This window comes from Asanoa hainanensis (genome assembly GCF_900188485.1).
Classification (GTDB): Bacteria; Actinomycetota; Actinomycetes; order Mycobacteriales; family Micromonosporaceae; genus Asanoa; species Asanoa hainanensis.
In genome coordinates this window covers 123,116-136,250 of record NZ_FZPH01000002.1, presented here as the reverse complement: position 1 = coordinate 136,250, position 13,135 = coordinate 123,116, and the positions used below count along the sequence as shown (strand labels likewise).

14 protein-coding genes are annotated in these 13,135 nt (G+C 70.9%); 1 reads left to right on the top strand and 13 read right to left on the bottom strand.

The window, feature by feature from the left end:
* From CHC05_RS04490 to CHC05_RS04480, 3 genes are all read right to left on the bottom strand, one after another.
* Complete coding sequence (locus CHC05_RS04490) at positions 1–1,272, bottom strand: sugar ABC transporter permease (protein WP_089244990.1); 1,272 nt, start codon at positions 1,270–1,272, stop codon at positions 1–3.
* On the bottom strand, positions 1,269–2,090 hold the full coding sequence (locus CHC05_RS04485) for an ATP-binding cassette domain-containing protein (protein WP_089246073.1): 822 nt from the start codon (positions 2,088–2,090) through the stop codon (positions 1,269–1,271). Before CHC05_RS04485 ends, CHC05_RS04490 begins: the two co-directional genes overlap by 4 nt.
* A gap of 94 nt (positions 2,091–2,184) precedes the next feature.
* On the bottom strand, positions 2,185–3,294 hold the full coding sequence (locus CHC05_RS04480; protein WP_089244988.1) for a sugar ABC transporter substrate-binding protein: 1,110 nt from the start codon (positions 3,292–3,294) through the stop codon (positions 2,185–2,187).
* Between the two features lie 237 nt (positions 3,295–3,531).
* Here CHC05_RS04480 and CHC05_RS04475 point away from each other — a divergent pair, with 237 nt between their 5' ends.
* Positions 3,532–3,810 (top strand): DUF1707 SHOCT-like domain-containing protein, encoded by a 279-nt coding sequence (locus tag CHC05_RS04475; protein WP_089244986.1) that lies wholly within the window; start codon positions 3,532–3,534, stop codon positions 3,808–3,810.
* Positions 3,811–3,820: 10 nt separating this feature from the next.
* Here the strand turns inward: CHC05_RS04475 and CHC05_RS04470 are convergent, their stop codons facing one another.
* Genes CHC05_RS04470 through alr form a run of 10 tightly spaced genes read right to left on the bottom strand, consistent with a single transcriptional unit; the run spans position 3,821 to position 13,133 of the window.
* Complete coding sequence (locus CHC05_RS04470) at positions 3,821–5,617, bottom strand: ABC transporter ATP-binding protein (RefSeq protein WP_089244984.1); 1,797 nt, start codon at positions 5,615–5,617, stop codon at positions 3,821–3,823.
* Entirely contained in the window at positions 5,614–7,311 is a 1,698-nt protein-coding gene (locus CHC05_RS04465) for an ABC transporter transmembrane domain-containing protein (protein ID WP_089244982.1), read from the bottom strand. Before CHC05_RS04465 ends, CHC05_RS04470 begins: the two co-directional genes overlap by 4 nt.
* A gap of 43 nt (positions 7,312–7,354) precedes the next feature.
* Positions 7,355–7,609, bottom strand: coding sequence for a hypothetical protein (locus CHC05_RS04460; protein ID WP_089246071.1), 255 nt, complete (start codon positions 7,607–7,609; stop codon positions 7,355–7,357).
* An 11-nt stretch (positions 7,610–7,620) separates the two neighbouring features.
* Positions 7,621–8,664 (bottom strand): tRNA (adenosine(37)-N6)-threonylcarbamoyltransferase complex transferase subunit TsaD, encoded by a 1,044-nt coding sequence (gene tsaD, locus CHC05_RS04455; protein ID WP_089244979.1) that lies wholly within the window; start codon positions 8,662–8,664, stop codon positions 7,621–7,623.
* Positions 8,657–9,097, bottom strand: coding sequence for a ribosomal protein S18-alanine N-acetyltransferase (rimI, locus tag CHC05_RS04450; protein WP_245870657.1), 441 nt, complete (start codon positions 9,095–9,097; stop codon positions 8,657–8,659). The genes tsaD and rimI overlap by 8 nt, the downstream gene beginning before the upstream one ends.
* A complete protein-coding gene (tsaB, locus tag CHC05_RS04445; RefSeq protein WP_089244977.1) occupies positions 9,094–9,750 on the bottom strand; it encodes a tRNA (adenosine(37)-N6)-threonylcarbamoyltransferase complex dimerization subunit type 1 TsaB in 657 nt (218 codons plus the stop codon). The genes rimI and tsaB overlap by 4 nt, the downstream gene beginning before the upstream one ends.
* Before the next feature lie 38 nt (positions 9,751–9,788).
* Entirely contained in the window at positions 9,789–10,472 is a 684-nt protein-coding gene (gene ung / locus CHC05_RS04440) for a uracil-DNA glycosylase (RefSeq protein WP_089244975.1), read from the bottom strand.
* The gene (gene tsaE, locus CHC05_RS04435; RefSeq protein WP_089244973.1) at positions 10,469–10,954 is read right to left on the bottom strand and encodes a tRNA (adenosine(37)-N6)-threonylcarbamoyltransferase complex ATPase subunit type 1 TsaE; all 486 of its coding nucleotides are present in this window, start codon (positions 10,952–10,954) and stop codon (positions 10,469–10,471) included. The genes ung and tsaE overlap by 4 nt, the downstream gene beginning before the upstream one ends.
* Positions 10,951–12,015 carry an alpha/beta fold hydrolase gene (locus tag CHC05_RS04430; RefSeq protein WP_089244971.1) on the bottom strand — a complete coding sequence of 355 codons (1,065 nt, stop codon included), beginning with the start codon at positions 12,013–12,015 and terminating at the stop codon, positions 10,951–10,953. The genes tsaE and CHC05_RS04430 overlap by 4 nt, the downstream gene beginning before the upstream one ends.
* Entirely contained in the window at positions 12,012–13,133 is a 1,122-nt protein-coding gene (gene alr / locus CHC05_RS04425) for an alanine racemase (protein WP_089244969.1), read from the bottom strand. The genes CHC05_RS04430 and alr overlap by 4 nt, the downstream gene beginning before the upstream one ends.
* Positions 13,134–13,135: the final 2 nt, after the last annotated feature.

Genomic DNA, 13,135 nt, shown 5'->3' with positions numbered 1-13,135 from the left:
TTAGACCCGGCCAGTAGACCGCGCACGGCGGCGCGAGATCGCGTCGACGCTTGCTGCCACCAGGAGGACCAGGCCGGTCACCATGTAGACCACGCTCGACGGCTGGTTGAGCAGGCCCATGCCGTTGATGATGATCGCGATCACGAAGCCACCCAGGATGGCGTCGACGATTCGGCCCTTGCCGCCGAAGAGGCTCGTGCCGCCGATGACCGCCGCGCCCACCGCGTAGAGCAGGGTGGAGGCGCCGCCGGTGCTCGGGGAGATCGAGTTGTCGCGGCTGGCGAGCATGATGCCGCCGACCGCCGCCAACGTCGAGGCGATCATGAAGCACGCCAGCTTGACCAGGCCCACGTTGATGCCGGCGCGGCGGGCCGCTTCGGCGTTGCCGCCGACCGCGTACACGTGGCGGCCGAACGACGTCTTGGTGAGCAGGAAGGTCAAGCCGACCAGCAGGACCAGCAGCACCGCCACCACGATCGGGACGCCCTTGAGCGAGGTGATCGTGGGGTTGCGGCTGCGCTCGATGCTGAGCCAGTACGTCGCCAGGCCGAGCAGCACCACCAGCGCCGCGATCTTGGCCAGGGTCACCTGGATCGCTTCGTAGGTCAGGCCGCTGGCGCGGCGCTTCGCGCCCCGCCGCAGGACGATGGCGGCGTAACCGCCGACGATCAGCGCGAACAGCACCCAGCCCAACCAGACCGGCATGTCGTTGTTGTTGATCGCGAGCAGCGTGTCGTCGCGGATGGCGATCGTGCCACCCTCACCGATCAGCTGGAGCAGCACGCCCTGCAGACCGAGGAACGCCGCCAGGGTCACGACGAACGACGGGATGCCCAGCTTGGCCACCAGCAAACCGATGAGCAGACCGACCACGGCACCCGTGATCAGACAGGCGATCAGGGCGACCGGCCAGGACCAGCCCCAGCGCGTGACCACGACGCCCATCACGGCCGCCGCCGTGCCCGCCGTATAACCGGCGGACAGGTCGATCTCGCCCAGCAGCAGGACGAAGACCAGACCCATCGCGATGACGATGACGGCCGCCGCCTGGTGGATCAGGTTGGCGAAGTTGAACGCGTTGGTGAACGTGTTGGGCCGCAGGGCCGCGAACACGATGACCAGCGCGATGATGCCGAGGAGGGCGGGCAGGGAGCCGGCGTCGCCGCCGCGTACCCGGGCCCACCAGTTGCCGACCGCGGCACCCAGCGGGTTGCTCGGGCCGGTCTCCTCGATGTGCTCCTCGGTCGTCTCGACCTTCGTCGGGGCGGTCATTTCAACTCCCCGTTGCCGTTGGTGATGCCACCGATGGCATCGGATCGTCCGGTCGTGATGACCTCGACGACCTGGTTGCTCTTCACGTCCTTGGTCTTCATCTGCGCCGCCATGCGACCCAGGTAGAGAACCGAGATCCGGTCGGCCACCTGGAACACGTCGTTGAGGTTGTGGCTGATCAGCACCACGGCGAGACCGTTGTCGGCCAACTGGCGCACCAGCCGCAGCACCTGCTCGGTCTGCGCGACGCCGAGGGCGGCCGTCGGCTCGTCGAGCACCACGAGCTTGGAGTTCCAGATCACCGCGCGGGCGATCGCGACCGTCTGGCGCTGGCCACCGGAAAGGCTGGCGACCACCTGACGGATCGACTTGACCGTGCGAACCGACAGGCCGGCCAGGGTCTCCTGAGCCCGACGCTCCATGTTCGCCTCGTCGAGGATGCCGTTCTTCGTGACCTCGCGGCCGAGGAACAGGTTTTCGACGATGTCCAGGTTGTCGCAGAGCGCCAGGTCCTGGTAGACGACCTCGATGCCGAGCTCGTTGGCGTGCTTGGGGTTCGTCACCGCGACCTGCTTGCCGTCGAAGACGTACTCCCCGGAATCGAACGGCTGACTGCCGGCGATTCCCTTGATCAAGGTGCTTTTGCCCGCGCCGTTGTCGCCGACGAGCGCGGTCACCTGTCCCGCATATGCATCGAAGTCCACGTCCTGCAGGACGTGGACCGCTCCGAAGCTCTTGTTGATACCGCGCAACGACAGCAGTGGCGCGGCGTCCTCGGTCGCCGTCGCCGCCCCCGCAGCACCCTCCGGCACCGTCATGGTCACCTCACTAGTTGTTTCTAGGCCCGGCAGCAACCGTGACCTCAAGCGCCCAAAGGCCCGGCAGGTCTCCCTGCCGGGCCCTCGGCGTCACTTACTGAACGCCTGCCGAAGTGCAGAGCGCGGCGTACTGGCCGGTGCAGATGTCGCTGGCCTTCCAGAAGCCGTCAGCGATGACGTCCTTGACGGAGTCCTTGAAGATGGCCTGCGGGGTGGCGAGCGCGGAGGGGACGTCCTTGTTCAGGACGGTGTCCTTGACCGAGCCGTTGACCAGGTCGCTGCCCGGGGTCTGGCCGTTGATCAGCGCGATGGCGAGCTTGGAGGCCGTGTCGGCCTCCTTCTTGATCGCCTTGTAGACGGTCATGCACTGGTTGCCGGAGAGGATGGCCTGGAGGCCTTCCTTGCTGGCGTCCTGGCCGGTGACCGGCACCTTGCCGTTGAGACCGTTGGCGGTCAGGCGGGCGATGATGCCCTGGGCCATGGTGTCGTTGGCGGAGACGACGCCGTCAACCTTGCCGCCGGCCTGGGTGTAGAGCTGCTCGAACGCGGTGCCCGCGACGGTGGCGTCCCACTTACCGGTCTGGTCACCGACGATGGTGTAGTCGCCGGAGTCCACCTTCGGCTTCAGCGCCTCGACGTAGCCCTGCTTGAACAGCGCGGCGTTGTTGTCGGTCGGGTCACCGTTGATCTGAACGATGTTGGCCTTGGTCTTGCCAGCGTCGGTCAGGCACTTGGTGAGGCCTTCGCCCATCAGCTTGCCGACCTGGACGTTGTCGAAGGAGACGTAGTACGAGGCTTCGCCGCCGAGGGTCAGGCGGTCGTAGTCGATCGTCTTGATGCCGGCGCCCTGGGCCTTCTTCAGGCAGGCGCTGCCGGAGTCAGAGTCGAGGTTGACGATCAGGAGGACCGAGACGCCCTCGTTGATCATGCTGTCGCAGAGGGTGCCGAACTTGGCCTTGTCGCCGTCGGCGTTCTGAATGTTGGCCGTGATGCCGGCGCCGTCGAACGCTGCCTTGAGCAGCGGACGGTCGTTGGCCTCCCAGCGCGGGGACGTGGCGGCGTCGGGCAGGATCACGCCGACCTTCTTGGCGGCGGTGCCGCCGCTGCCGGCGTCACTCCCACCGTCGTCCGATCCACAACCCGCAAGTGCCAGCGCGCCGACCGCCATAGTGGCGACAGCGACCGACAAAAATCGGTTACGCATAACCTTGGACTCCTTCATGGCCGTTGAGCGGACCGCGCGGGGGCGAACGGCGTTGTCAACCTCCCGGACCCTGGCGATCCGAAACACAAAATACTCGCGCATTTGATGCGCTACCTCGCGCGGTCGACACGCTGCCGTAACGATCCGGTCACGGCACTGGAACCGGCTTCTAGGCGTTCGGGCGGGTCGAGAAAGCGCTCTCAGAGCGTACGCTTTCGCCCGCGGAGAGGGGATAGGTTGACTTTGGATACTCGTGCGTCGGACGACGATCGACAGCGCGTGGTCGAGCTGTTACAGCAGCACACGGCCGTCGGTCGGCTGAGTCTCGACGAGTTCACCGACCGTGTCGGAAACGCTTATGCCGCCAGCACTCTGCGTGATCTAGCGGTGGTGACCAGCGATCCTCCGCCGCTTCCTGAGAACGAACACACAGGTCGCCGTGACCTACTTGTGCTGTTCGGGATCGCGGCCGTGACCTTGCTGTTACTCGGCCTCTACATGGCCGTGACCCGTTGAGGGCGAACGATTACGCCACTGTCGAATAAGGACTTTGACGCCGTTTCTGGGCCGAATGCCCTTCCTCTCCATGCCACGAACGCCAGAGCGCGGCGTACGAGCCACCGGCCGCGACGAGCTCGGCGTGCGAACCGAGCTCCGTGATCCGCCCGTCCTCCACGACCGCGACCCGGTCGGCGTCGTGCGCCGAGAACAGCCGGTGCGCGATGGCGATGACGGTGCGCCCCTGCAGGACTGCGGCGAGTGACCGCTCCAGGTGCCGGGCCGCCCGCGGGTCGATCAGCGAGGTGGCCTCGTCGAGCACCAGGGTGTGCGGGTCCGCCAGCACCAGCCGGGCCAGGGCGAGCTGCTGGGCCTGGGCCGGCGGCACGGGATGGCCGCCGGTGCCGACCACGGTGTCCAAATCGGACGGCAATGCCGTGACCCAGTCGAGGGCGTCGACCGCCGCCAGCGCCGACCGCACCTCCTCGTCGGTCGCGCCCGGCCGAGCCATCACGAGGTTGTCGCGGACCGTACCGATGAAGACGTGGTGTTCCTGGGTCACCAGGGCGACGTGCGAGCGAAGCTCGTCGAGTGGCAGCGACGCCAACGGGACGCCGCCGACGGTGACCGAACCGCCCGTGGGCGCGTGGATGCCGGCCAGCAGGCGACCCAGCGTCGACTTCCCGGCACCGGACGGGCCGACCATCGCCAGCCGCTCCCCCGGCTCGACGGTCAGGTCGATGCCGTGCAGCACCTCGCGACCCTCCACATAGGCGTATCGCACGTCCTCGGCGACCAGGCGCTGACCACGACCGGCCGGTGTCTGGGTCGGGGTCGGGGTCGGTGCGGGCCGGCCCGCGACACCGAGCAGGCGGGCCAGCGAGGCGCCGCCGACCTGGAGCTCGTCGAGCCAGGAGAGCAACCGGTCGATCGGGTCGACGAGGGCCTGCACGTAGAGGGTCGCGGCGGTCACCTCGCCCAGGGTCACCCAGCCCTCGAGGTAGAACCAGCCGCCGAGGAGCAGTGTCGCCACGACCGGCACCACGTAGCCGACCTCGACGATCGGGAACCAGACGGTACGCAGCATCAGGGTGTACTTCTCCGCGGCGTACGACCGGGCGATGTCGCTGTCGGTGCGCACCCGGCGGCGGTCCTGCAGGCGCAGCGCCTCCGTGGTGCGGGATCCTTCGACGGTCTCGCTGATGCCGTCGGTGATGTCGGAGTAGGCGGCGTTCTCGCGGAGGTAGCCGGCCGGCGCACGGCGCAGGTACCACCGGGTGCCGAACCAGAGCATCGGCACCGCGACCAGGCAGGGCAGGGCCAGCAGCGGGCTGGTGAGCAGGATCGCGGCGACGACGAACACCGCGGTGAGGGTCGCGATCAGGATCTCCGGCACCGCGAAGCGGACGCTGTGCGACAGCGCCGAGACGTCGCGCGAGGTGCGGGTGAGCAGGTCGCCGGTGCCAGCCCGCTCCACCGTGGACAGTGGGATGGCCAGGATCCGGTCGACGAACTCCTCGCGCAGCTCGGCCAGCACCCGTTCGCCGAGCCGGGCCGAGCAGAAGGCGGCGAACCGGGTCAGCACCGCCTGCGTCACCACGAACGCCGCGATGGCCATGGCGACCTCGTCGACGGTGCGGGTGGTGGTGCCGGTGGACAGGCCTTCGACCAGGTTGCCGAGCAGGCGCGGGGCGACCAGGCCGGCGACCGCGGCCAGGCCGTGCAGGCCGAGCGCCAGCGCCAACTGCCCGGGATGGCGCCGCACCAGCGCACGCGCGTACCGCCGCACCTCCTGCGCGTCAGCGATGGGAAGCTGCCGGCTCATTGGTCTTCCTCCCGGGTGACGGCGGCGGCGTAGTCGGGGCGCCGGCGGAGTAGGTCGCGGTGGGTGCCCGCCGCTACCACCCGGCCGTCGGCGACGAAGTTGACCTCGTCGGCCTGGTCGAGCACCAGCGGGCTGGTCGTGCAGACGACCGTGGTGCGGCCGGCGCGCGCGGCGCCGAGCCGGGCCGCGATCCGGGCCTCGGTGTGCGCGTCGACGGCGCTGGTCGGCTCGACCAGGACCAGCGTCTCCGGGTCGGCGACGAGCGCGCGGGCCAGCCGGAGCCGCTGCTGCTGACCGCCGGAGAACTCGCGGCCGCGCTCGGCGACCAAGGCGTCGAGCCCGTCCGGCAGCGCGTCCACCACGTCGACCGCGCTGGCGGCGTCGAGGGCGTCGGCGACCGGCCGGTCGCCCTTGCCCGCCGGGTCGAGCTCGGCGCGCAGCGGGCCGGCGAACAGCCGGGCGTCGTTGTCGGCCAACAGGATCCGCCGTCGCAAGTCGGCCAGGTCGAGGTCGGCCAGGGGTACGCCGGACAGGGTCACGCGCCCGTCGGCGAACCGGCCGAGCCGGTCGGCGATCGCGGCCGCGTCACCGGGCTCTCGGGCGGCGATGGCCGTCAACCGTCCGGGTTGGACGGTCAGGCCGGACTCGGCGTCGACCAGTGGGCCGCGGGGTGCGGTCACCGGCGCGGCCGGCGACGTGAACTCCGGCACGAGGGTGAACATCCGCACCACCCGGCGGGCCGCCACGTGCCCCCGGGTCAGCCGGTCGATCGCCTCGGTGAGCTGGCGCAGCGGGCTGACCAGGAACGCCGCGTAGCCGTAGAGGGCCACGAGCTCGCCGGCGGTGATCTCGCCGCGCAGGGCGAACCGGGCGCCGAGCCAGGTGACCAGCACCAGGAACATGCCGGGCAGCAGGATCTCCGAGGCCGCGAGGAGCGACTCGATCCGGGCGACCCGTACCCCCGCTGACCGCAGATCCTGCGACTCGGCGCGGTAGCGGCCGGCGAAGGTCGCCTCGCCGCCGACGCCGCGCAGCACCCGCAGGCCGGCGACCAGGTCGCCGGCCCGGGTGGTCAGCTTGCCCTCCTGGTCGCGGTAGACCTGCTGGCGGCGCTGGAGCGGTTTGATCAGGGCGCCCGCGATGAGCATCATCACCGGCACGCCGACCACGACCACCAGGCCGAGCGGCACCGACGTGGTGAGCAGGATGACGGCGACGGTGACCACGGCGACCAGCGAGCCGGTGCCCCGGGCGGTGATGTCGAGCGCGCCGCCGATGTGGTTGATGTCCGAGGTGCCGATGCTGACCACCTCGCCCGTGGACAGCCGTTTGGGCAGGGTGGCGCCGATCCGGTTGGCCTGCTGCACCGTGAGCTGGACGGTGCGGTAGATGGCGGACAGGTAGTTGAACGCCGCCATCCGGTGGCGCAGGACGCCGCTCACGCCGGTGACCAGGCCGAGGCCGAACAGCACCGCGCCCCAGCGCAGCAGGCCGTCGCGGTCGCGCGCGGACAGGCCCGCGTCGATGGCCCGGCCGACGGTGGCGGGGATCAGCGCCTGGCTGACCAACCAGAGCGTCGCGAACCCCATCGCGGCCAGCAGGGACGGCCAGGTGCGAGCCGCCAGCCACAGGAGATAACGCGTGGCCGACCGGACGTCGGGGTCGCCGGGATCGCCGACGGGTAAGGGGCGCATAACGCCCCGAAGCTAAATGATCAACTTTGGGCGGCGCTACTGATTATCGGTCTACCTGCGTGAAGTCCCACTCGTGCGGTGGCCTGGCCACCAGCAGCGGAGGCGGCGCCGCGAGGCGCTCGGGGTCGCTGCGCCATCTGGAAATCACGACGCAGCGGTCGTCGGACGACGAGAACACCTCGCTGGTGATGTGCAGCGGGCTGACCTCGATGCGCGGCAGGGCGGTGTCGCAGACCCACTCGACGAGGTCGGGCAGCCGCCCCTTCTCGGCGCGGGCCTCCCACATGCGCACGATCACGTCGCCGGACATTACACACTCACGAGGGTCAACGGCATCGCGGAGTCGGCCGGCAGATCCAGCCGGCTCGGCCGGACCCCGGCGGCGACCAGGTGCGACCCGAGCGCGGCGACCATCGCGCCGTTGTCGGTGCACAGCTTGGGCCGCGGCACGCGCACCGTGATGCCCACCTTCGCCGCCCGCTCCTCGGCCATGGCGCGCAGCCGCGAGTTGGCCGCCACGCCTCCGCCGATCACGAGGGTGTCGACGCCGTGCTGCCGGCAGGCGGCGATCGCCTTGGCGGTGAGGACGTCACAGACCGCGTCCTGGAACGAGGCCGCCACGTCGTTGACCGGCACGGGCTCGCCGGACCGCTCGCGCGCCTCGACCCAGCGGGCCACGGCGGTCTTCAGGCCGGAGAAGGAGAAGTCGAAGCGGTGCGCCGCCTGGTCCTTGGCCGCGGTCAGGCCACGCGGGAAGGCGATCGTGGCCTGCCCGTCGCGGGCCGCGCGGTCGATCGGCGGACCGCCGGGGAACGGCATGCCGAGCAGCCGGGCCACCTTGTCGAAGGCTTCGCCGGCGGCGTCGTCGATGGTCGAGCCGAGCGGCACCACACCGCCGGCCAGGTCGTCGACCAGCAGCAGCGACGAGTGCCCGCCGGAGACCAGCAGGGCGATCGCCGGCTTGGGCAGGGGCCCGTGCTCCAGGGTGTCGACGGCGACGTGAGCGGCCAGGTGGTTGACGCCGTAGATCGGCTTCTCGGCGGCGACCGCGTAGCCCTTGGCCGCGGCGACACCGACGAGCAGCGCGCCCGCCAGGCCCGGGCCTGAGGTCACGGCGATCGCGTCGATGTCGGCCAACGTGACGCCGGCCTCGTCGAGCGCCCGCTGCATCGTCGGCACCATGGCCTCGAGGTGCGCGCGGCTGGCCACCTCGGGCACCACGCCGCCGAACCGCGCGTGCAGGTCCACACTGGACGCCAGCGCGTCGGCGAGCAACGTCGTGCCGCGGACGATGCCCACGCCCGTCTCGTCGCAAGAGGTCTCGATCCCGAGGACCAGAGGTTCGTCAGTCACGTCTCATCACCAGTGCGTCGGTGTTGCTGGGTTGGTAGTAGCCACGGCGTACGCCGATCGGCTCGAAACCGTAGGTGGCGTAGAGCTTCTGGGCCGGGGCGTTGTCGACCGCGACCTCGAGGAGCACGGCCGGGGCCTTGCGGCGGGCGGCCTCGGCGAGCAACGCCTCCAGGATCGTGCGACCGATGCCCTGGCGCTGCGCGTCGCGTACGACCGCGATGTTCTGGATCCAGGCCTCGTCGCCGTTGACCGCGAGACCGCCGTAGCCGAGTATCCGGCCCTCGTCCTCGGCGACCAGGTAGTAGTGGCCGCTGGAGAGCTCGTTCCAGAACATGCCGGCCGACCACTTCTCGGCGCCGAACAGGTCTTCCTCGATCGGCAGCAACTGGGCGATGTGCCACCAGCGCAGACGGGTCAGCGTTCCGGTCTTCACTGCAGCACCGGCTTGTGCCCTCCCGCCGCGACGGCGTCCGGGCGGCGGAGGTAGAGAGGGGTGAGCGGCTCGCTGGGCGCTCCGGCGCGGATCCGCTCGGCGGCCAGCCGCACGAACGCGTCGACCACCGGGTAGCGAGGCTCGTCGAGCACTTTGACGCCGAGCCGGTCGGCGTATTTCAGGGCTCCGTCGCCGACCGCGACCATGGCCTGGTGTGCCACCGCGTCCGGCACGTCGACGTGCGGACCCTCGATGCGGGCGCCGCTCTGGTCGTAGACGGCCCAGTAGACCTCGCGGCGGCGGGCGTCGGTGGCGGCCAGGGTCACCTGGCCGGGCACGCCGCCGATGGCGTCCAGCGAGCAGACGCCGTACGTCGGGATGCCCAGCACCTGGCCCATGCTCGCCGCCGTGACCAGGCCCACCCGCAGCCCGGTGAACGGGCCCGGGCCGGTGCCCGCGACGATCGCCGCGAGGTCGCGGACGGTGGCGTCGGACTTGCGCAGCACCTCGTCGATCTCGGGCGCCATCAGCTCGCCGTGCGCCCGCCCGTCGACCGTGCGCAGCTCGGCGAGCACGGTGTGGCCGGTCGGGGTGACGTCGGCCAGCGCCGCGGTGACCGCGGGCGTCGACGTGTCGAGAACGAGAACGAGCACGATATGCACCTTATCCGGCGCGCTGGGGTGGGTGCCGCTCAGGCCGCCGCCGAGCGGCTCCAGTCGATCGGCGTCAGGCCGGCGTCGGCGAGCGCCTTGTTGGCGGCGCTGAACGGGCGGCTGCCCAGGAAACTGCGGGGGTTGAGCGGGCTCGGGTGGCCGGCCTCCAGCACGACGTGGGCCGGGTTGGTGACCAGGGCCGCCTTCTTGCGGGCGTAGCTGCCCCAGAGCAGGTAGACCACCCGGTGGGGTTGGTCCTGGAGGGCGCGGATGGTGGCGTCGGTGAACGCCTCCCAACCCTTGTTGGCGTGCGATCCCGCGGCACCCTCGCGCACCGTGAGCACCGCGTTGAGCAGCAGCACCCCTTGCGTCGCCCAGCCTCGCAGGTCACCGCCCTCGGGAGCGGCGGCGCCGAGGTCGGCGGCCAGCTCCTTGTAGACGTTGCGGAGCGAAGGCGGCACGCGTACGCCGGCCTGCACGCTGAAGCTGAGCCCATGTGCCTGGCCCGCCTTGTGGTACGGATCCTGGCCGAGGATGACCACCCGGGTGTCGGCGGGCTCGCACAGCCGGTAGGCGGTGAACAGGTCCGGCAACGGCGGGAAGACCGGGGTGGCGGCGTATTCGGCGGCCACGAACGCGCCCAGGTCGGCGGTGGCGGCCGGGTCGAGGTGCGACTCCAGCGCGGTGCGCCACGCGGTCGGCAACAGGTCGGGCAGGTTCACCGGGCATCCTCCGTGAGCGTCGCGACGCGGGCGGCCCAGTCGCCGCCGGTCGGCTCCAGCTCGATCACCCTGGTGTCGTCGTCGCGCCGGTCGATGCGTACCTGGAGGTGGTCGTCGCGCAGTTGCTCGACGATGCCCTCGCCCCACTCGACCACGGTGACCGCGTCGTCCATCGACGCGTCGAGGTCGAGGCCGTCGATCTCGGCGAGCGGGTCGGCGGCGGCGCCGATCCGGTACGCGTCGGCGTGCACGAGTGGCACGGTGCCGCCACGGGCCGGGTCCGGCCGGTGCACCCGGGCGATCACGAAGGTCGGCGAGGTGACGTCGCCCAGCACCCGCAACCCGGCGCCGATGCCCTGCACCAGCGCGGTCTTGCCGGCACCCAGCGGGCCGGTGAGCACGACGAGGTCGCCGGGGCGCAGCACGGCCGCCAGCCGGGCGCCGAACGCCCGCGTGTCGTCCACTGTGGTCAGCTCGATCATGCCGAGATCTTCTCCAGGAAGGTGATGAGCGTCGAGTTGACCTCGTCGGCATGTTCGAGCATGACGACGTGGCCACTGTCGTTGACTTTCACGAACTCCGCGTCGGGCAGGTGCCGGAGGATCTCCTCGGAGTGCGCGACCGGTGTGATCATGTCTTTGTCGCCGACGATTATCACGGTGGGCGTGCGCTCGAGGGCGGCCAGTGCCGGATAGCGGGCGTGGGTGTAGAGGGTGCGCAGGTAGCGGGCGACCGTGTCGACCGAGGTGCGCGAGTTCATCTTCTCCACATAGGACACCAGCGACGGGCTCGGCCGGGACTCGCCGAAGCCGTAGCGGCGGGTGAGCAGCCAGGCCAGGTCGGTGGCGGCGACCCGGGCGCGGTCGATGGTCGGGCCGGTGAGCCGGGTCGCGCTGTTGACCAGCGGCAGCAGCGGGCCGCCGACGCGGCCGATCAGCGCGGGCAGGCCCAGTCGGGTCTCGTCGATCAGGCCGCCGGAGGTGGCGATCAGCACGCAGCCCTTGACCCGGTCCTCGAAGAACTCCGGGTAGAGCTCGGCGAACGCCATGATGGTCATGCCGCCCATCGAGTGCCCGACGAGGATCAGCGGCCCGTCCGGGACGGTCTCGGCCAGCACCGCGTGCAGCGTCTCGCCGAGCGCCGGCAGCTCGTATTCACCCGTCTCCAGCCGGCCGGAGCGGCCGTGGCCGGGCTGGTCGTAGAAGACCATGCGGTGCTCGCCGCGGGCGGTCAGCGCGCTGCGTTGGAAGTGGAACGTGCCCATGTCGAGGCAGAAGCCGTGGACGAAGACGAGGGTCGGCTTTTTGGGTCCGGCCGCCGTGGGCTCGACCACCTCGACGTGGATGTCGGTGCCGTCGGCGGTGGTGACGGCGAGCGACTCGTCATAGGGCAGCCGATCGAACGGCTCGTCGACGTACGGGTCGGAGACCCCGCGCTTCGAGCGGCGGACGACCGCACGCTCGACGGCGATCCCGGTGGCGATGCCGGCCGCGGCCAGACCGACCACCGCGCCGACGATTCCCGCCCGGCGTCGGGTGCTCATTCACCGTCCTTGTTGTCGTATACCCGTGGAACTCTGGTGCTGCCGAAGCGGGTGACGATCTCATAGTTGATCGTGTCGATCGCGGCGGCCCAGTCGTCGGCGGTCGGGCCGCCGTTGTCGCCGGGGCCGAACAGCGTCGCCACGTCGCCGGGCGCGACCGGCTGGTCGCCGACGTCGAGCACGACCTGGTCCATGCAGACCCGGCCGGCGATGGTGTGCCGGACCCCGTCGATCGCGACCGGCCCGACGTTGGACGCGTGCCGCGGCACGCCGTCGGCGTAGCCGAGGGGCACGACGGCCAGGGTGGTCTCGCGGTCGGTGGTGTAGGTGTGGCCGTAGGAGACGCCGGTGCCGGCCGGGACCCGCTTGGTGAGCATGATCCGGGCGCGGGCGGTCATCGCCGGGCGCAGGCCGAAGGTCTCACCCGGTATCGGCGACAACCCGTAGACCGCGATGCCGGGGCGCACCAGGTCGAAGTGGGCGTCGGGGCGGGTCAGCGTCGCGGCGGAGTTGGCGATGTGGCGCAGCTGTGGGCGGACGCCGAGCCGCTCGGCCACCGCCAGGGCGTCGCGGAAGGCGTCGAGCTGGCGGTCGATGGTCTCGTGGCCGGGCGCGTCCGCGTAGACGAAGTGGCTCCAGATGCCGACGATCTCGATGGCGCCGTCGGCCTGGGCCTTGGCCGCCGCCTCGACCAGGGCGGGCCAGTCGTCGGCGGTGGCGCCGCCCCGGGACAGGCCCGTGTCGATCTTGAGGTGCACCCGGGTGGGGCGCTGCGCCTGCTGGCCGGCAGTGATCATCTCGTCGAGTTGGCCCAGGCTGGCGGCGCTCAGGTCGATGTCGTTGGCGACGCCCTCGTGCAGGGGCAGGCCAGGGGCCAGCAGCCAGGCCAGGACGGGTGAGGTGATGCCCGAACGCCGCAGGCCCAACGCCTCGTCGAGGGTGCAGACGCCGAGCCAGGTCGCGCCGCCGGCCAGGGCGGCCCGGGCGGCGGGGACCATGCCGTGGCCGTAGCCGTCGCCCTTGACGACCGCCATCACCGCGGCCCTGGTGCCGGACCGCAGCCGGGCCACGTTGGCGCTGATGGCGTCGAGGTCGACGCGGACTTCGGCTTGCCACATGG

Excerpts from the sequence above, each read along its gene's own strand:
- CHC05_RS04470 (WP_089244984.1), bottom strand. The coding sequence starts at position 5,617 with ATGAGCCGGCAGCTTCCCATCGCTGACGCGCAGGAGGTGCGGCGGTAC.
- alr (WP_089244969.1), bottom strand. The coding sequence starts at position 13,133 with ATGTGGCAAGCCGAAGTCCGCGTCGACCTCGACGCCATCAGCGCCAAC.
- CHC05_RS04490 (WP_089244990.1), bottom strand. The coding sequence starts at position 1,272 with ATGACCGCCCCGACGAAGGTCGAGACGACCGAGGAGCACATCGAGGAG.
- CHC05_RS04485 (WP_089246073.1), bottom strand. The coding sequence starts at position 2,090 with ATGACGGTGCCGGAGGGTGCTGCGGGGGCGGCGACGGCGACCGAGGAC.
- tsaE (WP_089244973.1), bottom strand. The coding sequence starts at position 10,954 with ATGATCGAGCTGACCACAGTGGACGACACGCGGGCGTTCGGCGCCCGG.
- CHC05_RS04430 (WP_089244971.1), bottom strand. The coding sequence starts at position 12,015 with ATGAGCACCCGACGCCGGGCGGGAATCGTCGGCGCGGTGGTCGGTCTG.
- CHC05_RS04465 (WP_089244982.1), bottom strand. The coding sequence starts at position 7,311 with ATGCGCCCCTTACCCGTCGGCGATCCCGGCGACCCCGACGTCCGGTCG.
- CHC05_RS04480 (WP_089244988.1), bottom strand. The coding sequence starts at position 3,294 with ATGCGTAACCGATTTTTGTCGGTCGCTGTCGCCACTATGGCGGTCGGC.